Here is a 22,477-nt window from a genome sequence, read left to right as displayed (position 1 = left end):
CTATTATTATAATTTTTAAGGAACTTTATTGTTAAATTTACCAAATTTTTTGGCATCCATCCGTATAGTACTTGCGCCATTGATGTTCTGGGTTATTTTAAATCCCCAAATATTTACAAACAATGGCTTTGACATTACATGGAACTACTATTTTGCTTCACTTCTCTTTGTTCTAGCATCTGTTACAGACTTTTTTGACGGCTATATAGCAAGAGAGTGGAATCAGATGACACTTCTTGGTGCCATACTCGACCCCCTTGCAGACAAGATGCTAACCCTTGCTGCATTTTTGGGTCTCATGGTTATAGGAGAAGCTTCTGCATGGGCTATTTACATCATCATCGTACGTGAGCTTTTCATTACAGGTATCCGCACAGTAGCTGTAAGTGAAGGTGTAAGTGTAAAAGCAAGCTGGGCCGGTAAAGTAAAAACAGTAGCACAGATGATAGCTATCGGTTTTTTACTAATGCGCTGGCCTTTTGGAGATGCCCTACTTTGGTTTGCGGTATTTTTAACAATTTATTCCGGTCTTGAATATCTTTGGGGCTTTCGAAAAGCCCTACTGAAGGATGAAATTTCATGAGCTATTTCGTATCACTGATAGTTATCTCAGGACTTATCTTTTTTCACGAACTTGGACACTATAGTGCTGCCAAAATGATGGGTGTTTCTGTAGAGGTTTTTAGTATCGGTTTTGGAAAGAGGCTCTTTACATTTCGAGCTTTTAACACAGAGTGGAGTATCTCAGCCATTCCACTTGGTGGTTATGTCCGTATGAAAGGTCAAGATGATTCTGACCCTACAAAAAAGAACTACGACCAAGACAGTTATAATTCCAAGTCACCCCTGCAGCGTATTTTCATCCTTGTAGCAGGACCACTTGCAAACTTTGTTTTAGCATTTTTTCTCTACTTTGCCATTGCGATGGGTAATCCTGCAGTATTGGCCCCTGTTATCGGCGAGGTTACAAAAGACTCTCCAGCATATGTTGCAGGACTAAAATCCAATGATACCATCCTCTCTATCAATGGCAAAAAAATAGCCTCTTGGAAAGAGATGGCAGAGCTCATTAAGGAGTCACAAGGCAGTATTGCACTTGAAGTTGACAGAAAAGGCTATCTCAAGTTTATAACACTCACACCGGAATTAAAAGATGCCAAAAATATGTATGGTGAAGATATCAAACGTAAAATGATAGGTATCTCTGCAGCCGGTGTTATGAAAGAGAGGGAACTGGACTTTATTGAGAAGCTCGAGTATGCAACAGAACAGACTGTTTTTGCTTCTACGCTTATCTTTACAGGGGTCAAAAAACTCATCTTCGGTGAAGTACCTGCATCTGAAATGGGTGGTGTTATAAGTATTGTAAAACTTACCTCTGATGCAACTGATGCAGGCTGGATGAGTGTTCTTTTCTTTGCTGCACTTATCTCTGTTAACCTGGGAGTTTTAAATCTGCTTCCAATTCCTGCACTTGATGGCGGACATATTATGTTTAATCTCTATGAGATGCTTTTTCGCCGTGAGCCAAGTGAGAAAATCCTTATAAACCTTACTATTGCAGGTTGGGTTATTCTTTTTGGATTAATGGGGCTAGGGCTTTTCAATGATATAAACAGACTAATGGGACAAGGATAAAAAATGAACGATATCGAATACAAACTTAAAATAGATGATGTTATACGCCGCGTAGAAGCTGCAAGAGTAAGAGTAAGTCCTCATCATATTGTAAAGATAGTAGCAGTAAGCAAGTACTCAACATCGCAGGAGGTAGAAAAACTCTACCATATAGGTCAGCGTGCTTTTGGAGAGAATAAAGTACAAGACTTAGAGAAAAAAGTAACAGAACTTGAAGATTTACCTCTTGAATGGCACTTTATCGGCAACCTACAGAAGAACAAGATAAACAAACTCCTAGAGATAAATCCATCACTCTTTCAAGGGCTTGATTCTTTAGAGCTTGCACATGAACTGCAAAAACGACTTGCAGTGCGTGAGATGACACTTGATTGCCTCTTGCAAATAAACTCTGCTAAAGAAGCATCCAAACATGGTGTACTTCCTGAAGATGCTATTGCAACGTATGAAGCAATTCAAAAAGAGTGCCCAAATATCAACTTAAAAGGCGTTATGAGCATTGGTGCACACTCTGATGATAAAGAGCAAGTCAAAGAAAGCTTTGTAACAACACACAATATCTTTACACAACTAGAGGGTGCGACTATCTGTTCGATGGGAATGAGCAGTGACTTTGAACTTGCTATCGAGTGTGGTTCTAATATGGTTCGTCTTGGCTCTATCATGTTTAACAGATAGACTGAACGAACAAACAAATAAAAAGAAATCTTAAAATATTCAGGTAACCCTAATCATTTTATTGCCTTATAATAATTATTAGATAAAATTTCTAAATAAAACTATTATAAGGTACCTGCTATGAAAAAAACTATTCTTATGGATAAATATCCGGTCTTCTCTCTAGAAATAGCTAAAAATGAAACGACATTTACAACGGTCTCAGAAATTATTGCCTATCTGAAAGATAAAGTTGACAATCATCCCATCGCAACATACATCGCTCTTTTTAATCACTACGAGCATACTGCAAATCTTGCAGATGGTGAGATAAATCCAGATATCAAAGATGCACAAAACCTCATTTTCTGTTTTGGAAAACAGATTCCAAATACAAAGATATTAGCAGCACGTCCAAGAAGTTTTGGTGTGAGTGAGCTGGAAGATTCTTTCGTGATTGACTTTTTGGAAGCACCAAACGAACAGCTTCACAAAGTTATGGAGGAGTGGGCTAAATCTGTAGCCAACAAGTAAGAGAAAATCTCTTACTTATAAAATTTACTGCAAAACCTTTCTGGCATTTACAGGCTGAACCGGACGGTTATTAGGATGGTGCATTGTATGCAGGAACTCCTCGACTTCCTCTTTTGAAACAGTTGAGTAGTCTTTTAGAACAAACCATCTTACACCTTCAGAACATGGTGGTGTAGTCAGAGAACCATCAAATCTGTAGTAAGCTCTCTCTTTTGGTAAAAGCTCATTCATCATTGCAGCAGATAATCCGCATTGTACTTTTTTGCCTGCTTCTTTTGGCATTTTTTTCCAGATTTTATTGATAATTGCATTCTCTTTACCATCTTCAAACATCACAGCGACAACAGCTAAAGCACCATCTTTTGCCTGATGAACGAAGTGCGCTTCAAGCGGAAAGTTTTTTCCGTCAATCTGATTTTCGCTTGGTGTATGAAAGTGAAACTGCTTGAGTTCAAACTCTTTTCCGTCAATCATGATAAAACTGCCTTGTTTAATGTTTACCTGTACACTGTGTCCATTGTTAATCACTTCAGATGCACCTGTTGTATAGTGAAAATTAATCGGTACAAGACCTTTTGTCTCTACGATAATCTCTTTTCTGATGTTTATAGGAGATTGAGAACCACCCAGTTTACACTCTGCATATTTTGGATCTAGATCACCCCAATGTGCAGGATCTTCATGCCCTGTATATCCCCAGTGAGAGTGATGTACACCTGCAAATAAAGAGCCTGCTAAAAGACAACTGCTTATTAAAATATTATTGAATTTCATTCAATTCCTTACTGTTAAGTTCAACTCTTATGATAGAATTATTTTCATTATAAATGGTTGAAGTTTAATTCTTTATAGCGTTTAAAACGTACTGCATTACTTTTTGGATTTGCTATTAGTGCTTGTTGATACGCTATCATCTTATAAAACGGTTCCAAAAAAAGTTCTAATGACTCTTTTTTTATATACTCAACACCATGCTGATTCAACGCTTCTAAAACAACAAGGGTGGACTCCATTGTAGAGAGATACGCTGCATCTGGCTGTTCTTTTATCTGATACTGTGACTTTTTTGTTGTTGTAAAGCTCATATGTCCCAGATTTTGCAGATTTTTACTGTGATAGAAAATCGATTTTGTGCACGACCATGTAGAATCTATAAGAAAAATCGCAAGCGGCCTGTTACTTTTTTTTGGATTTTTCTGCGTAAGGTTGAGTGCATGAGGTGAAGGAAAAAGAATATAACTCTCATGTGTTGCAATAATCTCATTGATACGTCTGTTATGAGTAAAATCAATACCGATAAAAAGCTCAGAATTCTTAAGACTTTGATGTGTAAAGTGTCCTGTATTATTCTTTACCTTCTTGAACTCTTTTGGATGCATTAAGATAACAAATTTTGTCTCTGTCTCTATCTCACAAAAGTACTCGCACATACAGGAGCTTTTTGGTCTGTAACATCTATAACATTTTTCTCTATTACCATAATATGTCTGTTTCATTAGCAAAATTATACTAAAATAGCCTTATGCTTACTCAAAAACAGTATGGTTTAATTGTCATCGGATCTGGTGCAGCAGGCATCATTGCGGCAATTGTTGCAGCGAGAGACGGTAGTAAAGTACTCCTTCTTGAAAAGCTCTCTCAAATCGCAGCAAAACTCAAAGCAACCGGTGGTGGACGCTGCAACCTGACAAATACCTTATCTAATGAAGAGTTTATGGCACGTTTTGGCAGAGACGGTCGTTTTATGCAAGATGCGCTGCAAGCCTTTGATCATAAAAAACTCATTGCTTTTTTGGAAGAAATCGGCATAGAAACACATGCACCTGACGGATTTCGAATCTTTCCAACCTCTCACTCGTCTCTAACTATCATAGAAGGTCTTAAAAAAGAGATGGAGCGTCTTGGTGTAGAAGTAAGATGCAATCAAAAGGTCACTCGCCTGCTCTCAACCGGCAAACATATCGATGGTGTACGGACAGAAAACGAAACATTTTTTGCTCCCAATGTTATCGTTGCCACCGGTGGTCTTGGTTATCCTCTCCTTGGAGCTGAAGGTAACGGCTATAATTTGGCAAGCGAGCTCGGACACAAAGTCACAGACCTCTCTCCGGCCATGATGCCACTTAAAACAAAAGAGGATTGGGTACAAAACTGCCGTGCTGATACCATTGCAAAAGTTGAACTTCGGGTAGATATTAAAAAACATAAAAAACTACGTGCAAAAGGGGACCTTATCTTTACAAAGAGCGGTATTCGTGGTCCTGTCGTACTTGATTTTGCACGAGAAGTGACACCGCTTTTAAAAAAATATGGCGAAGTACCCCTGCTACTCAATCTTACAAAAGGAAAAAATGAGGAGCAGATTAGAGAGCACTTCAAACAAGAGCTTGTGCATGAGAATATCAAAACTGTTTTAGATCTTCTAAAAACACTACTGCCAGAAGCACTCTCACGTGAGCTCTGCAGACTTGCAAAAATAAATCCTGATGATAAATACAAAAAGATAGAAGGAAAAAAGCGTGACAAACTTATCTCTTTGCTTGCATGGACACCACTGACTGTCACAGGGCATGACGGCTTTAAAATGGCAATGATTACCCGTGGCGGTATCAGTTTAAAAGAGATAAACCCAAAAACAATGCAAAGTAAACTTATTGACGGACTCTATTTTTGTGGAGAAGTTATGAACCTTGATGGTCCCTGTGGAGGTTATAACCTGCAGTGGAGCTTTGCAAGCGGTTATCTTGCAGGTAAACTACTTCGATAATTTCACACCAAAAAGACGAAACTCTTTTTTACCCATATAGTAAGGTTCCCACCACTTAATGGCAGTTGGGACTGCAAGATTAAGCATAAAGATAGCACATATTAAAATATAAAACTGATGAAAATCGATAATATGGTTATCAGTATAAGTAATATCAATAACAATAAAAGCAAGTTCAGCACGTCCAAGCATCCCAAGTCCTACCATAACACTTTGATGCCAAGCATAGCCACCGGTATAGCGTGCTGCAAAAGCAGCTGAAAGCACCTGAAAAACCAATACGGCAAAAAAGAGTACAAAAACTGCTGGCAAAATATCAAAAAGTACATGATAATCAAAAATCAGTTTTGTTCCAAGCTCAACAAAGAAGATAGGACCAAAAATAGTATAGGCCAGATGATTGATAACGAACTCACCATCTCTTTTATGACTTCTTAGTACATTGTCAACTTCAATGACAAAATACTCCTCACGCAGAAAAAGTCCTGCAAAATATGCCCCAATTGCCGGATGAAATCCAAACTTGTCTGCAATGGCACCAAATAAAAATGCTGTAAATATCATTACAAGCGGTGTGAATTTTCCACTGTATGCAGTCAGTAAACGTCTGATACCAAGATACTTTCTTACCTTTACTGCCAAATGAAAAAACTTACCGTGCTCTTTTCCTTTCTCTTTTTGCAGACTATCAGGAAAAAGCACCATACCGATAAAACTGATAATTCCAAAAAAGAGAAGAACCTTGAGTATGATTATTGCGATTTCTCCAAACTCTACACTTTGAGAAGATCCTCCTGTAGCACTGATAGCAATAGGAATCATAATAGCAAGACCAATAAGGGAGAGGATGTCATCAACTACTGCCGCACTCATAATAGCTGTTGAAGCTGTTGTTCTATGCAGGCCCTCTTCCCGCAGACTTACCATTGTCAGACTGACTGCCGTTGCGGTCATCGTAAGACCCCAAATCATCTGTGAGTTAAAGTCATAGCCAAAGAGTTTTGCAGTATAAAAACCGGCTAAAAAAGGAAAGATTGCACCAATGACGGCAATACCAAAACTTCGCTTGAGCCCTTGTATGAAGTGGTTCAAGTCCTCATCAAACCCAAGTGCGAACATAACAAAGACAATCCCCCACTCTCCAATAGCTTCAAGTATTGCATTATGCTCGGGAAGTATGCCTAGATTAACACCGATGGATCCAAAAAGAATAAGCCAGAGTACATCAACGGTGGAAGTTTTTTGTGAAATTATCTTCGCTAAAACAACGAAGAAGATAATAATGGCAGAGTATGTCCACAAGTCATGTCCACCCATCACTTCCTCCTACTCAAAATATCGAATTGATGCAAATCCAAAGGCACCACTCTCTTGGAGTGCTGCGACTTCGTTATCACCTATTATACCACCAAGTGCAAAAATATCAATATCTGTCATTCCGGCAATCTCTGCCAAGTCATCAACACCTTTGCTCTCCCCCTTGCCGGGAGTGGAAAAGATAGGCGAATAAGTTACATAATCAGCACCCATTGCCTCAGCAATATGCACTTCATCATGTGTGTGTGTTGAGATGATAACTTCAAGACCCAAATCTTTGGCAAGAGAAATATCATCAAATTGTTGTGAAGTCAAATGCACTCCTGCTGCACCAAGTTTACTTGCTAAGTTATAATCTTGATGTAAAAAAGCCTTAAGCCCATAAAAGTTTTTACAAACATCTAAAAAATGGTCAGCCTGTATTGCATAGTGTGGATTGTTTTTGTCCCTATAGAGTGCAAAATCAGGCAGATGTTTTTTTAAACCCTCTTGTAAAATAGAGCGAAAGACTGCCGGTGTATCTGTATAATGCTCACGTGAGGTAATGAGATACTTTTTCATCCCTACTTCCTCAGCAGCGGATTTGCAAAGTCAATATACTCAACATCAACATTTTTTGCATAACGCTCAGCCATTGCAGAGACATGATAGTCGAGTCTATCTAAGAGATAGAGTTCCGGTTTTGTATACTTTGCCTTTGCCTCCTGAATATAGCTTTGCAAGTATGCAAGTGCTTCTTCTTCACTCTCAAAACATATGGAACTGATTATCTCTTGGATTGCTTCATACGCATCACCACATGAAGATAAAAAGTCATAACTCAAGTCCATCGTTTTTAGATTATGGTGTGCCTTTGAAAAAGCAAAATGGTTATAGAGCATACAACCTACAAAATACTCAATATCAGAAGGCTCAAACTCAGAGTATTGATTCTCCTCATCTGCAAAATATTTATGCCAAATATCCAATACTTTTGTTATTTTACTATCCATAAAGCACCCTTGTTTTTTTATCACCACCCCAACAAACTAACTCAAGTTTTGAGTTAGTTTGTTGGGGTGGTGATAAGAATTATACAAAAAAAATGCTATACTTAGCCTATTATGATAGATATAAAGAGCTCAGGTAACAAAACTTTAAACATTGTTCTAGCAAATACGAACAAAGCGCTGCGTGAGGTGCTCAAAGATATAACACCAAAAGAGTTGGCACTACTAGCAAAAGCGAAAGACCTTGGCTCCGTTTTAGAGTCTCTTATAAAAAAAACTCCACAGGATGCGACACAAAACAGAGCACTGCTGACACTCTTAAAGAACAATCCAACGCTCAAATCTCTTGGAAATGTTACAACAAGCCTCAAAGAGCTTGCACAGCTTTTAGATACAAAGCTTCCTAAAGAGCCTTTACCTGCCTTGGAAAAGCTCCAAAAAATCCTTACAACTACACTGGGTAACAACACGATTATCACAGAAAAAGCACTCAAAAACAGACTGGAAAACTCAGGCATTTTTTTAGAATCAAAACTCAAAAACTTCACAGCCCCTAAAATAGATTTACAAATGCAGCTAAAAGAGCTTGCCATTCAGCTGCAAGACTCTAAAGTACCTGTTGTAAAAACTCTGCTTATTGATATCAAAGCACTACTCTCAAGTGAACTTTTTACAACACCACAGCAAAACAAAGCAATGCTCACGCAGTTGAGCAGTAAAGTAACAACGATATTGGATAAACTAGATAAACAGATACTTTCACATTTTGATAAAACACAGTATCCAAAAGATATTCTTTTCACTAAAGAGACCAAAGAGTTGTATACACAACTCCAGCAGCTCAATAAACCTGAAAAACTCCTAAAGTCCACAAAAATTCAAGAGCTTTTTAGTGATGATTTTAAAGCTGTTATCAAAAAAAGTCTTGAAGAGTTAAATAGTACAAACCATCCCCAAAAATTAGAGCTTATAAAACAGTTAGATAAACTTTCCCTACAAATGGACTATTATCAACTGCTCTCCCATCTCTCCAATGCTTCGGCCATCTATCTACCTTACTATTTTGATGCTTTAGAAGATGGAAATATCACACTTAAATCTGCAAAGAATGAAAAATTCTTTTGTGATATAGAGCTCCAGTTAAAAGAGTATGGTTTTTTGAGACTACGGCTTGGTATGTTTGAAAAGAATCAGCTTAACATCAACATTGAGTGTGAGTCCGTTGAACTGGAAACAAAAATGAAAAGTAATATTGGGCAACTTAAAGGAAATCTTCTCTCTGCAGGAATACATCCCAAAGATATCCGTTTTATCAAAAGTTCAAATGAAAATGCCCCAGCATATACGAATGAACAAGAGTTACAACTTGGTTTTGAGGTAAAAGCATGAAAAAGCAGGAGGCTGTTGCACTCAAATATGACCAAGCAAAAAACAAAGCACCAAGGATTACTGCAAAGGGAAAAGGTAAAACTGCACAAAAGATCATTGAACTTGCAGCGTTAAATGACATACCGATAAAAAAAGATGAAGATTTGGTAGAACTGCTCTCAAAAGTAGAACTTGACAAAGAAGTACCAGCTGAGATGTATAAAGCTGTTGCAGAGGTTTTTACATTTATTTACAATATGACGAAAAAATCAGAGTGATTCTTTCATTAATAGTTCCATATAGTTCTGTTCATCTATAGGCTTACTAAAAAGATATCCCTGAAAATAGTTACACCCTTTCTTTTGAAGATACTTTCGCTGATAAGGGTGTTCAACACCCTCAGCAATAACACATTTATCAAGTGTATTTGCCATTGCAATAATAGTATCGATTAATATTTTTTTATTACTCTCATCTTTTGGAATCTCATCAACAAAACTTTTATCTATTTTAATGGAATCTATCGGCAGTTTTGTAAGATAAGCTAAAGATGAGTAACCTGTACCAAAATCATCCATGCTTATTTTAACACCAAGTTTTTGTATCTTTTGGAGCAGATGCAGAGCAAAATCAATATCTTCAGCCATAACACTCTCAGTAATTTCAATAATTAACTGACTAGGCTTAATGCCTACAAGTGCTCTTTGTACAATATTATAAAACTCAGAGACCTGCAACTGTTTTAAAGAGACATTCACTGCTATATGCATCTCATTGGAAAGATTTAATGCATTAATACTCTTGATAACTCTATTTGCTTCAGAAAGTACCCATTCACCTATTTTAATTATATATCCATGATCTTCAGCCAACTCTATAAATTGATGGGGCAGCAAGAATCCAAATTTTGGATGATTCCAGCGTATCAGTGCTTCTGCTCCAACAATTTTTCCGCTTAAAGCTTCTATTTTTGGTTGAAAATGAAGTTCAAACTCAGCTCTTTTGAGAGCATGGAACATATCTTCTTCCAGTTGGATTTCATATGCTATCCTCTCATTAAGTTCCTGTGTAAAAAAGCTAAACTTATCACGTCCTAATTCTTTTGCCCTATACATTGCTATATCAGCATTTTTTAACAATTCTGATGCTTCATTACCATCTTTTGGATATAAAACAACACCGATACTTGTAGAGATATTCAATACATGTCCGTCAACCTCCCAGTGTTTTCGAAATAACGAGATAATCTTTTCTAAAATAATAGAGAGTTTTGTCTCATCGATATTTGTAAGGACTATAACGAACTCATCTCCGCCGAGTCTAGCAAATATATCCTCTTTTCGTAATTTTGGAGCGACTCTGTTTACAACCTCTTTTAAAAGTTTATCCCCAAAATCATGCCCCAAACTATCATTGATATTTTTAAAATGATCTAAATCCAAAAAGAGCAGAGCAAACTGAGTCTTCGTTCGTCTTGATGTGGAGATTAAACGGGAGAGTTCTTCTTCTAATGAAAATCTATTTGATATACCTGTCAGAGTATCATGTTTTGCAAGTGCCCGAAAACGGGCCTCACTTTGTGCCAGTTTTGAACGAGACTTCTTTTCCAACTCTTCATAAAGATCATGCATCTCTTTTGAAGAGACCTCTAAGGTATGCTCTAGAAACTCTCTGTCTTCATCATCATCTCTATATGCTTTCTCAACCAGATCTAGAAAAATCTTAAAATCTTTTTCTAAGACATCTCCTTTTGTATAGTTGATCTTTTTCAGCTGTCTTCGTAAAAGCCTATGCATCACTTTCCCATATAAGCGTCAATGTCATCGTTTGATTATGCAAATCACACTTTCCTGACGCCAGTGGTGATATCTCACCATAAGAGTAAAAACCTATCTGTTTTGTTTTTTGTGGTACTACATCCAATATCGCTTCAAGTTCCTCTTCTACCCTGCTTTTAAGTACCAAACGTCTTCCTACACAGCTAATTGCTATTGAGAGAACAACTTCTTCTTTATAGTCTTTCAGATACAGACTCTCAGCAGCCTCACTCGCACCATCAATAATGCGGTTATAATTTGCTTTCATCAATGTAACATGCGATCCTTGCGGAATATCTCCTGCGAAGGTAATGGACTGTTCTTCTTCATTAACTGCCAAAATGGTCCGCACTTTACTCTCATCCGAATCTGCTTCATCTCTTAGTTCTAGAGGAAACAAAAGTCCTGTTGCGGGTAAACCCGCAGCCTTCTCTCCCAAATACTTTTTATATATCTCTAAAGCCGGTTGTTTGTCAAGTTCATAAAGAACACTATCTCTGCTTTTTGTGACAATCCTCTCAATACCGAGTCTGTCCCATCCACCTTTGGAAGCATGGGCAATATGTACATGCTCTCCATAAAAACCAATAGCACAGACAAAACCACTCATTGGCTTACTGTCAACCACTACCCAGGTAGACTCAAACCTGTCATCATCAGCTGCAAGTCCACCGGTAATCGGTATATGTGAAGGAATCACTGAAGAGAGCCCCTCTGTCAGTTTTGAACCATTTGCATTGAGACCGTCAGAGAGTATAAAAACACCTTTTAAATCATCACGATACAAATCTTGTGCAATATTTACACCATCTTCAAAGGAGTTTTCGGTTGAAATGAGTGTACATAAAGAGTGCCTTAGTTTAGTATGTTCAAATTTCATCACAGATGCAACAAGCGAATCTTCATACAACTCATCTTGGTAAATCTCTCCTGCAGTCGAAGCACCGATAATAACAGCATTAAGAAAGGTTTGAGAGAGTTCCAACAGAGGGGTTTTTATAATTTCGACTTTTGAACTCGCAAAGACAATAATAAGTGTATTGGAGGAATCCAGCGTAGCATTGAGCGAAGTATTCCACCTGTCAGTGTAGAGATAAGTTTCTAAAAGCATACAGTATCCTTTAGAAACTATTATATTATTTTCAATATTAATTAAAAATTAACTTATTTCAACTGACTCCAATTGTCTCCGATATTCAGTGATGCTTTGAGTGGAATATTAAGTTTATAAATGTTCTGCATAATATCTCTAAATTTATCTCCTAAAACATCTGCATCATCCGCATCTACTTCAAAAATCAGTTCATCATGAATCTGTAGTAGCATCGTTGCCGACAGATTTTCTTCTAAAATAACTTGATGAATTTTATTCATACTCAGTTTAATCAAATCAGCCGCACTTCCTTGAAAAACACTGTTTACAGATTCTCTCTCATAGGCAGCTTTAAACATCGGTGTAGCACGCTCGTAGTCAAAGTATCTACGGCGCATTAAGAGTGTCTCAACATAACCCTTCTCTTTTGAAAAATCAACTATAGAGCGGAAGTATTGCTTAACCGTTGGAAATGACTCAAAATACTTCTCAATGATTGCTTTTGCCTCTTTGGTAGTTATTCCCAGAGTATCAGAGAGTTTCTTTTGTCCCATTCCATAAAGTAAACCAAAGTTTACCGTTTTGGCAATGTTTCTTTTTGCTTTTGCCTCCTCTTGTCCAAAAAGGATGATGGCAGTCTGTAAGTGAATATCTTTGTCATGCATAAAGGCATCTAGTAAAACTGGATCTTTTGAGAAATGTGCTAAAAGACGCAGTTCAATTTGTGAGTAGTCAATGCCAATGAGTTTTTTTCCTTTACCTGCTACAAAAGCCTCACGTATCTTTGCACCAAGCGGTGAACGCGTTGGAATATTTTGCAGATTTGGATTTTTAGAACTGAGTCTTCCTGTTGCAGTACCCGTTTGTACAAAAGAGGTATGAATACGATGTGCTTCATCCTCATATGCCAATTTCAAAAGTGGTTCAATATAGGTAGAGTAGAGCTTATAGACCTCACGGTACTCTAAAAGCTTGGGAATAATGTCATGCTTATCTTTGAGGGAGCTCAGTACTTTCTCATCTGTTGAGTAACCTGTCTTTGTCTTTTTCCCAACCGGCAGACCAAGTGTCTCAAAGAGTACAACACCTAACTGTTTGGTGGAGTTGATATTGAACTCTGTCCCGGCTAATGCGTAGATACTTTTTGTCAGACTCTCTAATGTTGCTTTTACCTCAACTAGAAAATCCTCTAAAAAGTTCACATCAACTCTTATTCCACGTCGCTCCATACAAAGCAGCGTACTTATAAAAGGAATCTCAACCTCTTTAGCTTCCTCTATCAAATGAAGTGCATCTTGAAGCTCCAGCTTGTGTAAAAAGAGTTTGTAGAGCTTGTAGGTGATAAGTGCATCCTCAGAAGCATACATACAGGCATCTTCAAGCTCAACAGAAGCAAAACTCTCACCTTTTTTGACCGTATCTTTAAAGGCTATCATCTCATGATTGAGAAGTGCCTTTGCAAGCTTATCAAGTGAAAGTGCACTCTCAGGATTGATAAGCCAAGCTAAAATCATACTGTCAGATTCTATCGGTAGGCTCTCAACACCTAAAAAACGTGTTACAAAATGCAGGTCAAACTTAATGTTGTGACCGACTACTCTGTGTTCAAATATCTTGCGCATAGCCTCTTTTGCATCATCTTTGCTGATTTGGTCCGGTACACCAAGATAGAAGTGCCCAAAAGGTACATAATAGGCTTCTTCTTCATTCATACAGAAACTAAAACCGACAAGCTTATCCTTTTCATAATCCAGTCCTGTTGTCTCTGTATCAAAAGCTATTAAAGTATCTTTATCAAGTCCATCCAGTACCTTAAAAAGCTCGTCTCTGTTTGTCAGTAGTTTTGCAGTGTATTCACTATTTGTACACTCCTCACTTCTGTTATTAGCTACTTTTTTAACAGCTGCTGCTTTTTGCTCTTCACTCACCATTTTTTTTGCATGCAGTGTTCGAAGAATTGCATTTTGTTCATACTCTACAAGCTCATCATAGATATTTATAAAGGGATTCTCAATATCCATCTTATAGGTTTCAAAATCGAACTCATCACAGGAAAAGACATCAGGATGCAGAGTTACAAGTTCTTTTGACATGTAAGCAGCCTCACGCGACTCAATGAGCTTCTTCTGCGTGGCACCTTTTATCTCATCGATATGCGCATAGATACTGTCCAAATCACCATACTCTTTTAAAAGTTTTTCAGCTCCTACTTTTCCTATCCCTTTTACACCGGGAACATTATCAGCACTGTCACCCAGAATAGACTGATAATCTATAAACTGCTTTGGTGTGACACCATACTTGTCATAGCAAGCTCGCTCATTCATCACTTTTTTCTTGATGGCATCAACAAGTGTTACATTATCATCATCGATGAGCTGACAGAGATCTTTATCATGAGAAACTATACGTACCTTATAACCCTTCTCTTTTGCACATTTCACCAGTGTAGCAATGATATCATCCGCTTCATAGCCGGTTTTACCAAGTGTCTTGTAACCCATCTTATTAATCCACTCCATAGCAACCGGGAGCTGCTGAGTGAGCTCTGGTGGCGGTGCTTGACGATTTGCTTTGTAGTTTGCATCTATCTCATTACGAAATGTTTCTCCTTTGGAGTCAACTGCAAAGATGATATAGTCACTGTCATGGTCACGTGAGAGTGTAGAGATGAAGTTCGTAAATCCTGTTAAAAGTCCCGTTGGAAAACCCTCTTTTGTCTTTAGGTGCTGTGGTAGTGCATAGAAGCTTCGAAAGAAAAACCCAAAAGTATCTATTATTGTGACAGTTTTTGACATTAAGAAGCCTTTATGACATCAAGTATATCATCGATGGCATCCTCTAGTATCTCATGGTCATAACCAGCGTCTCTTGCTTTTCTTAGACCAAAGTTTATAGCTTGTTCGCTAAAAGGTTTGTTAACAGGTAAGACAGTTTTTACAATATGCAGTGCTGTTGCATACTCTCTGACCTCTTTTGGTGCTGCAGCGGGATTGTCTGCATAACGAATCATCTCTACAAATTCATCCTCAAATCCCCAATGTTCAAAAATAAGGGCCGTTACTTCTGAACTTGTAACATTTACATAAGATTTTTCAACTTGAGCGAGATTATTTGACATCTCTACTTCTGATTTAAAACTGATATCTTCATCTTCTTTAATGACATCACTCGCAATTAATATCTTACCTGTTTCTTGAAGAAAAGCCGCAAGATAGAGTTTTTCAGCTTTTTGTTTGTCAATTTTTTGATACCATTTACTCATCAATGTTGCCTGCATAGAAGATATCTCTGCAAATTTGTCACTTGTTATGCCATAGGGCTGCATATCAACATTTAAAAGTTTTCTCACAGCATTTCCAAGAGCAATGGAGCGTGTCATACTCATACCAAAAAGGCTTACTGCCTGAGAGACATTTTTAATCTCTTTGCCAAAGCCATACAGAGGTGAATTTGCAGCCTTTAAGAGATTTGCTACAATCATAGGATCATGTTCAATAACTTTTGCCAACTCCCCAATCCCAGCTTCTTCATCCGCATATACTCTATTGATATCTGCTATTGTTTTTGAGAGAGGAGGAAGTGATTTTATACTGTCAGCGATTGAACTTTTCATACTATTGGCCTTTGATTTTTTATTTATTATATCACACTAGCATTAAATTAAAAGGTCGATATCCAATGCTCTTTTTCTAGTGGCATTGCAGAATTGTACGTAACGGATTTGTCAGATAATCATAGCCGTTATATAACGTAAAAAGACCATATAAAATTACCGCAACCGAAGAGAGGCTCATCATCATATTTCTAAAGCTTGTCGCTGATGCAAGAGATGAGAGAAATCCAAGTGAAAACATTGCAGGAATCGTACTGATTCCAAAGATAAACATCACTAAAGCACCATAAAACGGGCTTGCTGTACTTGCTGCAGTGATGGCAAAGAAGTAAACAAATCCACAAGGAAGTAAACCATTGAGCATCCCCAGTATAAAAAAACTGATATTTGATTTTGAGCGCAGTATCTTTTGAAAAGATTGTTTATAGAAATTTGAAGAAGAGATAGAGTGCTCTATCACTGTCAAGAACTTTATTTTTCCCATCAAGGAAAGTCCTGCAAGTATCATCGCAACCCCCGCAATGATTAAAAGTATCCCGTTTGCACTGTTTGAAAATGTTGCCACTCCGCCAATAGCACCAAAGATAGCACCAAGAAGCGTATAGGTAAGTACTCGACCGAAGTTATAAAGCAGATGTGCTACTGTTTTTGAGACTTTTGAACTCTCTGGCTCTATTTTAATCGTAGAGTATGCTAGTACAATGCCGCCACACATTCCGATACAGTGCCCAAAAGAGCCTAAAAAAGCGATAGAGACAATAGTTAAAAGGTTGATTGTATCCATCTATTTCCCTAAAAGCTGTTTACGAATTTTAGGGTCTTTCATAGTCTCTCCACGTAATACTTTTAATCGCATACTCTCAAAGTCAATCATCCCCTCACCCTTCTTCTCATAAGCCCCAAAACCATAGCCCATAGGTGTCAGTTCATTCACTGTATAATACGCCTTTCGTCCATCAATCCATCTACGCGTGTCACGACTCATGACCCAGATAACTGCATCTTTTGCAAACGGTTTGTCTTTGAGCCACTCTACAAAATCTCCATGGTCATGAAAAAACCAGGTTTTTCCATCAGGTCCAACAACTTGAGAAGCATAAGTTAGTTCAGTAATTACCATACCACAAAAGCTGTCTTGGCACTTATTTATTTCCATTTTTAGAGGAACTTTTTTCAGGTTTCCCTCCTTAATAACTACCATTTTCTGTGCATTGCCAAGTGATAAGAAGAGTGTGACTATAAGAACAATAATAACGATTACTATAAGTAGCGGTGCGAATTTTTTCATGTGCGTATTATACTCCCTTTGAGTTAATCTCGTCTCTTTTTGCCTTTTCCAAGGTCATCATAATGTAAAAACTTCTCTAAATCTTTTTTAAAATCATCATCCAAAGCATCCCATATAAGCTTCTTTTTTGCATATCGTTCCAGATCTTCTTTTTTTGATTTTTTCAGATCGCGAATAAGATAATGATAGCGTACTAAATCTTTTGTATAGTCACTGATCAGAGGCCAGTTTTTAATGATTTGATAACTTGTCTCTTCGTGGTTTGTAAAACTCCACTCATTAAACTCCCTATCCTCTTCATCTTTTTTAAAAGCGACAAAAGGCTTACCGATATCATGTAATAATGCAGCAGATAACATCTTAAAATCACCATGTTTAAGCGTATAATATACAACACGCAAGGTATGCCACAAGACTCCATGTTGATGCCATTTGTTTTGTGTAAAAAAGAGTGAGTCTAAAAATGGCTTTGAAAATATTTTATTATTTACTTCATTCATAAACTCTCCTTTGTTATAGGATGATATACAGATACCGTATCTTTTAGATCCTGCTTTTGTATGTGTGTATAGACCTGTGTTGTCAGTAGTGATGCATGTCCAAGCAACTCCTGCACTACTCGTAAATCCGCACCACCTCGAATGAGCGAAGTCGCATAAGAGTGACGCAGTATGTGAGGAGATACTCCAAGATACTTCTGCGTGATTTTATAGGCAGATATACGACTCAGTTTACCACCTCTGTAGTTATACCATAAGTAATCTTTCTCAAACGGAGCCTCACGCAAGTACGTATCAATTGCCTCACGTGCTATGACTGCCAATGGAACTATGCGCTCTTTTTCCCCTTTTGCATGACGAATATGCAGCCATTCTCCTTCAATATCATTGCGTGAGAGCTCTAACGCTTCACTGATTCTCGCTCCACTTGCATACAAAAAGAGAATAAGTGCATAATCACGCAAACCTATCCAGCTACTTCTGTCAATAAGCTCCAGACCTTTTTGAATCGCTTCATAAGAGAGAAACTTTGGTAAGAGCTTGGGAATTTTTGCAAGACGAAGCTTTGAGCGTTTATCTAAAAACTGTGACTTGTAACAAAAATCGAAAAAAGCATTGATTGAAGAGAGTTTACGATTGAGCGTTCTTTTGTTTTCATAACTCTCTAGTGCCCAAAGGAGTGTCACTGTATCGAGCTTTATAAGCGGTTTTTTGAGCTTCTCTTCAAAAAAAAGTAAATCACTCCTATAGGCTTCAATACTTTTTTTTGAGAGTGCCTTTGTGACTGTTATATACTCTATAAAAGCCTCTAACTCATTTGACATTATTCTACGAGGATTTTCTCATCATCTACATAAAAAACATTATCACCGACAAAAACAAAACCATCATCAAAATCAACTTCATGTACAGTGTAGTCAAAGCTTTTTTTATCCACAACTATCATATAACCTTCTTTTTCAAGGATATAGAGCTTATCATTATGATTTATCATCCCAAGAAAGTGTGCAAAAGGAAGCTTGATTTTTGAATCTACCTGTAAGTCAGGAGTGAGTGCAAGAATCTCTCCCTGTTTTGTTGTAATATAGATAAGTTTGCCATCAAAAACAATATTACGAATCTCATACTTTTGACGCAGCTCTTTTTGTGCCATTGCAAGGAGTTTATACGAAGTCGCTGCCAGAATTTTATTGTCTGCGATATTAAAATAGATGACATTGTTAAAATAATCTTCCGAAGAGACTATAACCGTTCTTAAACGCTTTTTTAGCTTTGTATTTACAATAATTACTTTTCCGTCCAAAGTAGAAAAAAGTACTAAATCATTTAAAAAGAAAGGGTTTACAATACGCATATCATTGGCAATGACCTTGCCACCCTGTTCTCTAAAGAGTATCTCTTTTGTTTGCGTATCATAGAGAGCTATATCATCATTTGTAAAGAGTACGGCTAAGATGTTTCCAGAAACACTTGCACCTGCGATGGTCTTTTTTAGATCAATGTTTGTCTTCGTACCATCTTTTGTAGAAGTGAGTGTTACGTTTCCATCAATCGATGCACTGATGACTCTATTGTCACTCAGTGAGATAACTCTTTGATTCTCAGGAATCGTTACATTAAGCTCACCATTTTCTGAGAGAACTTTTCTGTTTTCTAGCAGTGCTACATTTGCAGAAGTATCGACGATACTTTCATCCATTGCAGATGTTTTCTCCCAATCATTGGAGAGTTTTTTCGGTTCATAAACCTCTTTTGTACTACATGCACTCAATAAAAGTACAAGAAATGATAGTAAAAATATATTCTGCTTCAAAATCTATTTTACTCCGTAATGCATTAATGCACTTGTTACCTGAGCCATAGAAGAGTTTGCACTGATCATACTGAGTTTGTTATGTGCTTCGTCAATTTTACCCTCTTGCATTAAGAGAATAGCGCTCATAACCATCGCCAAATCTTTATAGATGGCATTTTGTTTTCCTGAGTATGCCTCTAGTGCTGCTAAATCCTCTTTATACTCCGCTGCTTCATATTGCGCTGTATCATTGACTATCAAAGCTTTTGAGTTTTTAAGTTTTTCCAGTTCAGCCGCACTCTCTTGAGCTATTGCCTGAGAATAAAGCCATACATCATGTAACTGAGGCGAAAGTGATTCAAGTCTTGCGAGTGCTAGTTCATCTTTAGGATTTTTTTGCAGCTCTGCCAAAGTCTCATTTGCAGACTCAATTCTGTTTTGCTCACTTGCTTCATATGTAAGATTTGCAACAACAATTAAAACAATTGCAACAACAGTACCAATCAAAGGCTTTTTATATTTTTTTACAAATCTCTCTGTAATCACCGCTTTTTCAAAAAACTTCTCTTCTGAATTCAGCTCATCTTTTACCATCTCTATATTTTCTTTTAAATTCAAAACTTTTCCCTTATCTATACATACATCTGCATTTTAAAATTTCATAATATTATCGCATAGTTTGTTAAAGTTTCATCAAACAAATAAGGTTTCTATGTTAAAATCTACAAATTAAATTATATACGGAGAAATTATGCAAGTAGATGACGCACTATTAAGCAGATTAGAAAAATTATCATTTTTAAAAATAAGTGAAGACAAACGTGAAGAAATCATTGAACAACTCTCCGAGATTGTCGGCTTTGTAGATAACCTCAGCGAATTAGATACCGAAGGTGTCGATGCAACATTTGCAATGAGTGATGCAGCTACTCCTTTGCGTGAGGATACGCCAGACTGCAATCCAGAAATCCATGAAGAGATTCTCAAACATGCACCAAAAAGTGCAGATGACTTCTTTATAGTACCAAAAATCATCGAGTAGCAATGATAAAAGTTTACGGTATCAAAAACTGTGACAGTGTAAAAAAGGCACTGAAGTTTTTTAAAGAAAACAACATTGCATTTGAACTCATCGACTTTAAACAAGAGCCACTTCCATGTGAAAAAATCACCGCGTGGTTAGAAAAAGTAGATATCAACAAGCTTTTTAATTCACGAAGCACGACATATAGAAATCTCAAACTAAAAGAGCTCAATCTTGATGATGCCCAAAAAGCAGAATGGCTTTGCAAAGAAAATCTTCTCATTAAAAGACCTGTTGTAGAGTTTGACGATAAGCTTACAGTAGGCTATAATGAGCAAGAATATATTCAAAATTTCAAGTAAACAGGAGCTTTTATGAGTGAAGAAGTTGCAACACCATCCGAAGGTGCAAACAAAAGATTAGACATCAAAAAATTACTCAAAAGTGTTTTAGCGTTCAAATCTTCTGACTTACACCTTGTTGTTGGAAGTGAACCACAAATCAGAATAGATAAAGAGCTACGTGCTCTAAATCTTCCGGTTTTAACAGCAAATGATGTTGAAGAGATGGCCTACTCTCTCATCGAAGACAAGCAGAAAAAAGAGTTTGAAGAGCATAATGAACTTGACTTCTCTTTTGAGTTGAAAGATATTGGACGTTTTCGTGCCAACTACTACCGTACTATTCACGGAATCGGTTGTGCTTTTCGTATGATTCCAATTGATATTCCTACTCTAGATGAGTATGGAAACCCTCCAATCTTTAAAGAACTTGTAAAAAAAGAAAAAGGGCTTATTTTAGTTACCGGTCCAACAGGTTCAGGTAAATCAACGACACTAGCTTCCATGTTACATGAGATCAATATGACAGAACGTCGTCACATTATCACGATTGAGGACCCGGTAGAGTTTGTGCATAAAAACATCAAGTCACTCTTTTCACAACGTGATGTAGGAAGTAATACAGAGTCATTTGCAACAGCATTAAAGTATTCACTCCGTCAAGACCCTGATATTATTCTCATCGGGGAGATGCGTGATGCCGAGACAATCGGTGCAGCTCTGACTGCCGCTGAAACCGGTCACTTGGTTTTTGGAACACTCCATACCAACTCAGCTCCTAGTACTATTAACCGTATTATCGATGTTTTTAGTGGTGAAGAGCAAGCTCAGGTTCGTGCACAGTTGGCATCTTCTTTAGTCGCTGTAATTTCTCAGACACTGATTCCTCGTATCGGAAGTGGTAAAGTGGCAACACAAGAGATTTTGATCACAAATCCTGCAATTCAAAATCAGATTCGTGAAGATAAAGTACACCAAATCTACTCACAAATGCAACTCAACCAACAAGAGACATTTATGACTACACAAACACAACAGCTAATTGAACTCCTTCAAAAAAGAGTTATTACAAAAGAAAATGCTATCAAAAACTCGAACCGTCCAGAAGAGTTAATGAAAATGATAGAAGGGCTGTAAAAGCCTTTCTACTCCTCTTTTTTTAGAACAACATTTCCCAAACCTGTTTTAACAGGATAGCCGGCTTTTGCCCAACCTTTCAGACCACCTTTGAGTGTTGTTACATTTTTATAACCCATTTTTCGCAGCACTTCTGCAGCCAATGCTCCACGGCCACCTCGACGACAATATGTCACAATAACAGCATCTTTGTCTTTTATCTCTTTATCTACTTTCCACTCTAAATTCCCACGTGTGATAGTATGGAAATTCTCTTTATTAAATTCATCATAAGGGATACTCCCTTCCGAACGCTGCTCGCTCTCACGTACATCAAGAACGATAACATCCTCACCCTCATCCAACATATACTTGAGCTTTTGAGGTGTTATTTCCCCAACTTCTTTTTTAGCTTCATTGATTAAGTCCATCTTGCTCATCTCTTTTGCCATTACCAATGTACTTGATGCCAAGATACCTATAAACACAACTTTTAAGAATCTATCTTTCATTTCATTCCTTGATTTGATTTTACATACTCTATCAAGAGTCTGTAAAATTTATATAAAATCTATTTAGCTAAATTCGAATTTAGGCATTTAGCTAAATAGCTTCAA

26 protein-coding genes are annotated in these 22,477 nt (G+C 37.3%); 10 read left to right on the top strand and 16 right to left on the bottom strand.

The window, feature by feature from the left end; genetic code table 11:
- The first annotated feature begins 28 nt into the window (after window positions 1–28).
- The 4 genes from pgsA (at window position 29) to MNY27_RS01640 (ending at window position 2,829) form a co-directional block, all read left to right on the top strand.
- Window positions 29–583, top strand: a complete 555-nt coding sequence (gene pgsA, locus MNY27_RS01655; RefSeq protein ID WP_152183774.1) for a CDP-diacylglycerol--glycerol-3-phosphate 3-phosphatidyltransferase — start codon at window positions 29–31, stop codon at window positions 581–583.
- Window positions 580–1,638, top strand: coding sequence for an RIP metalloprotease RseP (gene rseP / locus MNY27_RS01650; RefSeq protein ID WP_152183775.1), 1,059 nt, complete (start codon window positions 580–582; stop codon window positions 1,636–1,638). Before pgsA ends, rseP begins: the two co-directional genes overlap by 4 nt.
- Before the next feature lie 3 nt (window positions 1,639–1,641).
- On the top strand, window positions 1,642–2,316 hold the full coding sequence (locus MNY27_RS01645) for a YggS family pyridoxal phosphate-dependent enzyme (protein WP_152183776.1): 675 nt from the start codon (window positions 1,642–1,644) through the stop codon (window positions 2,314–2,316).
- Between the two features lie 120 nt (window positions 2,317–2,436).
- A complete protein-coding gene (locus MNY27_RS01640; RefSeq protein WP_152183777.1) occupies window positions 2,437–2,829 on the top strand; it encodes a DUF6858 family protein in 393 nt (130 codons plus the stop codon).
- Window positions 2,830–2,853: 24 nt separating this feature from the next.
- Here MNY27_RS01640 and MNY27_RS01635 read toward each other — a convergent pair whose 3' ends face one another.
- The gene (locus MNY27_RS01635) at window positions 2,854–3,603 is read right to left on the bottom strand and encodes a carbonic anhydrase family protein (protein WP_152183778.1); all 750 of its coding nucleotides are present in this window, start codon (window positions 3,601–3,603) and stop codon (window positions 2,854–2,856) included.
- Between the two features lie 47 nt (window positions 3,604–3,650).
- The gene (locus MNY27_RS01630) at window positions 3,651–4,325 is read right to left on the bottom strand and encodes a tRNA-uridine aminocarboxypropyltransferase (protein ID WP_152183779.1); all 675 of its coding nucleotides are present in this window, start codon (window positions 4,323–4,325) and stop codon (window positions 3,651–3,653) included.
- 26 nt (window positions 4,326–4,351) lie between these two features.
- Between MNY27_RS01630 and MNY27_RS01625 the strand changes: the two genes are divergently transcribed.
- Window positions 4,352–5,596 (top strand): NAD(P)/FAD-dependent oxidoreductase, encoded by a 1,245-nt coding sequence (locus tag MNY27_RS01625; RefSeq protein WP_152183780.1) that lies wholly within the window; start codon window positions 4,352–4,354, stop codon window positions 5,594–5,596.
- Here the strand turns inward: MNY27_RS01625 and MNY27_RS01620 are convergent.
- From MNY27_RS01620 to MNY27_RS01610, 3 genes are read right to left on the bottom strand one after another with little or no spacing between them, the layout of a single operon-like run.
- On the bottom strand, window positions 5,585–6,913 hold the full coding sequence (locus MNY27_RS01620; RefSeq protein WP_152183781.1) for a cation:proton antiporter: 1,329 nt from the start codon (window positions 6,911–6,913) through the stop codon (window positions 5,585–5,587). The genes MNY27_RS01625 and MNY27_RS01620 overlap by 12 nt on opposite strands.
- Before the next feature lie 9 nt (window positions 6,914–6,922).
- A complete protein-coding gene (locus tag MNY27_RS01615; RefSeq protein WP_152183782.1) occupies window positions 6,923–7,474 on the bottom strand; it encodes a thiamine phosphate synthase in 552 nt (183 codons plus the stop codon).
- 2 nt (window positions 7,475–7,476) lie between these two features.
- Complete coding sequence (locus tag MNY27_RS01610; protein ID WP_152183783.1) at window positions 7,477–7,905, bottom strand: hypothetical protein; 429 nt, start codon at window positions 7,903–7,905, stop codon at window positions 7,477–7,479.
- A 111-nt stretch (window positions 7,906–8,016) separates the two neighbouring features.
- On the opposite strand from MNY27_RS01610, the gene MNY27_RS01605 reads away from it, so the two are divergent.
- Together MNY27_RS01605 and MNY27_RS01600 are read left to right on the top strand one after the other, a co-directional pair.
- On the top strand, window positions 8,017–9,291 hold the full coding sequence (locus tag MNY27_RS01605) for a hypothetical protein (RefSeq protein ID WP_346391788.1): 1,275 nt from the start codon (window positions 8,017–8,019) through the stop codon (window positions 9,289–9,291).
- The gene (locus MNY27_RS01600; protein ID WP_152183785.1) at window positions 9,288–9,548 is read left to right on the top strand and encodes an EscU/YscU/HrcU family type III secretion system export apparatus switch protein; all 261 of its coding nucleotides are present in this window, start codon (window positions 9,288–9,290) and stop codon (window positions 9,546–9,548) included. Before MNY27_RS01605 ends, MNY27_RS01600 begins: the two co-directional genes overlap by 4 nt.
- Here the strand turns inward: MNY27_RS01600 and MNY27_RS01595 are convergent.
- The 10 genes from MNY27_RS01595 to MNY27_RS01550 form a co-directional block, all read right to left on the bottom strand.
- Window positions 9,540–11,066: an EAL domain-containing protein gene (locus MNY27_RS01595; RefSeq protein WP_152183786.1), complete on the bottom strand. Its 1,527-nt coding sequence runs from the start codon at window positions 11,064–11,066 to the stop codon at window positions 9,540–9,542. The two genes, MNY27_RS01600 and MNY27_RS01595, sit on opposite strands and share 9 nt — an antisense overlap.
- The gene (locus MNY27_RS01590; RefSeq protein ID WP_152183787.1) at window positions 11,059–12,198 is read right to left on the bottom strand and encodes an FIST N-terminal domain-containing protein; all 1,140 of its coding nucleotides are present in this window, start codon (window positions 12,196–12,198) and stop codon (window positions 11,059–11,061) included. Before MNY27_RS01590 ends, MNY27_RS01595 begins: the two co-directional genes overlap by 8 nt.
- A 53-nt stretch (window positions 12,199–12,251) precedes the next feature.
- Entirely contained in the window at window positions 12,252–14,978 is a 2,727-nt protein-coding gene (polA, locus tag MNY27_RS01585) for a DNA polymerase I (RefSeq protein ID WP_346391787.1), read from the bottom strand.
- On the bottom strand, window positions 14,978–15,796 hold the full coding sequence (locus tag MNY27_RS01580) for an HDOD domain-containing protein (protein ID WP_152183789.1): 819 nt from the start codon (window positions 15,794–15,796) through the stop codon (window positions 14,978–14,980). Before MNY27_RS01580 ends, polA begins: the two co-directional genes overlap by 1 nt.
- Window positions 15,797–15,872: 76 nt before the next feature.
- Window positions 15,873–16,580: a sulfite exporter TauE/SafE family protein gene (locus MNY27_RS01575; protein WP_152183790.1), complete on the bottom strand. Its 708-nt coding sequence runs from the start codon at window positions 16,578–16,580 to the stop codon at window positions 15,873–15,875.
- On the bottom strand, window positions 16,581–17,084 hold the full coding sequence (locus MNY27_RS01570) for a hypothetical protein (protein ID WP_152183791.1): 504 nt from the start codon (window positions 17,082–17,084) through the stop codon (window positions 16,581–16,583).
- 23 nt (window positions 17,085–17,107) lie between these two features.
- The gene (locus MNY27_RS01565) at window positions 17,108–17,584 is read right to left on the bottom strand and encodes an HD domain-containing protein (RefSeq protein WP_152183792.1); all 477 of its coding nucleotides are present in this window, start codon (window positions 17,582–17,584) and stop codon (window positions 17,108–17,110) included.
- Complete coding sequence (locus MNY27_RS01560; protein ID WP_152183793.1) at window positions 17,581–18,408, bottom strand: tyrosine-type recombinase/integrase; 828 nt, start codon at window positions 18,406–18,408, stop codon at window positions 17,581–17,583. Before MNY27_RS01560 ends, MNY27_RS01565 begins: the two co-directional genes overlap by 4 nt.
- Window positions 18,408–19,397: a hypothetical protein gene (locus MNY27_RS01555; RefSeq protein ID WP_152183794.1), complete on the bottom strand. Its 990-nt coding sequence runs from the start codon at window positions 19,395–19,397 to the stop codon at window positions 18,408–18,410. Before MNY27_RS01555 ends, MNY27_RS01560 begins: the two co-directional genes overlap by 1 nt.
- 3 nt (window positions 19,398–19,400) lie before the next feature.
- The gene (locus tag MNY27_RS01550; RefSeq protein WP_346391786.1) at window positions 19,401–19,997 is read right to left on the bottom strand and encodes a hypothetical protein; all 597 of its coding nucleotides are present in this window, start codon (window positions 19,995–19,997) and stop codon (window positions 19,401–19,403) included.
- 133 nt (window positions 19,998–20,130) lie between these two features.
- Between MNY27_RS01550 and gatC the strand changes: the two genes are divergently transcribed.
- Genes gatC through MNY27_RS01535 form a run of 3 tightly spaced genes read left to right on the top strand, consistent with a single transcriptional unit; the run spans window position 20,131 to window position 21,881 of the window.
- The gene (gatC, locus tag MNY27_RS01545; RefSeq protein WP_152183796.1) at window positions 20,131–20,421 is read left to right on the top strand and encodes an Asp-tRNA(Asn)/Glu-tRNA(Gln) amidotransferase subunit GatC; all 291 of its coding nucleotides are present in this window, start codon (window positions 20,131–20,133) and stop codon (window positions 20,419–20,421) included.
- A gap of 2 nt (window positions 20,422–20,423) precedes the next feature.
- A complete protein-coding gene (locus MNY27_RS01540) occupies window positions 20,424–20,765 on the top strand; it encodes an arsenate reductase family protein (protein WP_152183797.1) in 342 nt (113 codons plus the stop codon).
- Between the two features lie 12 nt (window positions 20,766–20,777).
- The gene (locus tag MNY27_RS01535) at window positions 20,778–21,881 is read left to right on the top strand and encodes a type IV pilus twitching motility protein PilT (protein ID WP_152183798.1); all 1,104 of its coding nucleotides are present in this window, start codon (window positions 20,778–20,780) and stop codon (window positions 21,879–21,881) included.
- Window positions 21,882–21,889: 8 nt separating this feature from the next.
- Here the strand turns inward: MNY27_RS01535 and MNY27_RS01530 are convergent, their stop codons facing one another.
- Window positions 21,890–22,372, bottom strand: coding sequence for a rhodanese-like domain-containing protein (locus MNY27_RS01530; protein ID WP_152183799.1), 483 nt, complete (start codon window positions 22,370–22,372; stop codon window positions 21,890–21,892).
- Window positions 22,373–22,477: the final 105 nt, after the last annotated feature.

This window comes from Sulfurimonas sp. NWX79 (genome assembly GCF_039667035.1).
Taxonomy (GTDB): domain Bacteria; phylum Campylobacterota; class Campylobacteria; order Campylobacterales; family Sulfurimonadaceae; genus Sulfurimonas; species Sulfurimonas indica.
The sequence above is the reverse complement of the archived record's forward strand: the minus strand, read 5'-3'. Positions and strand labels throughout refer to the sequence as shown.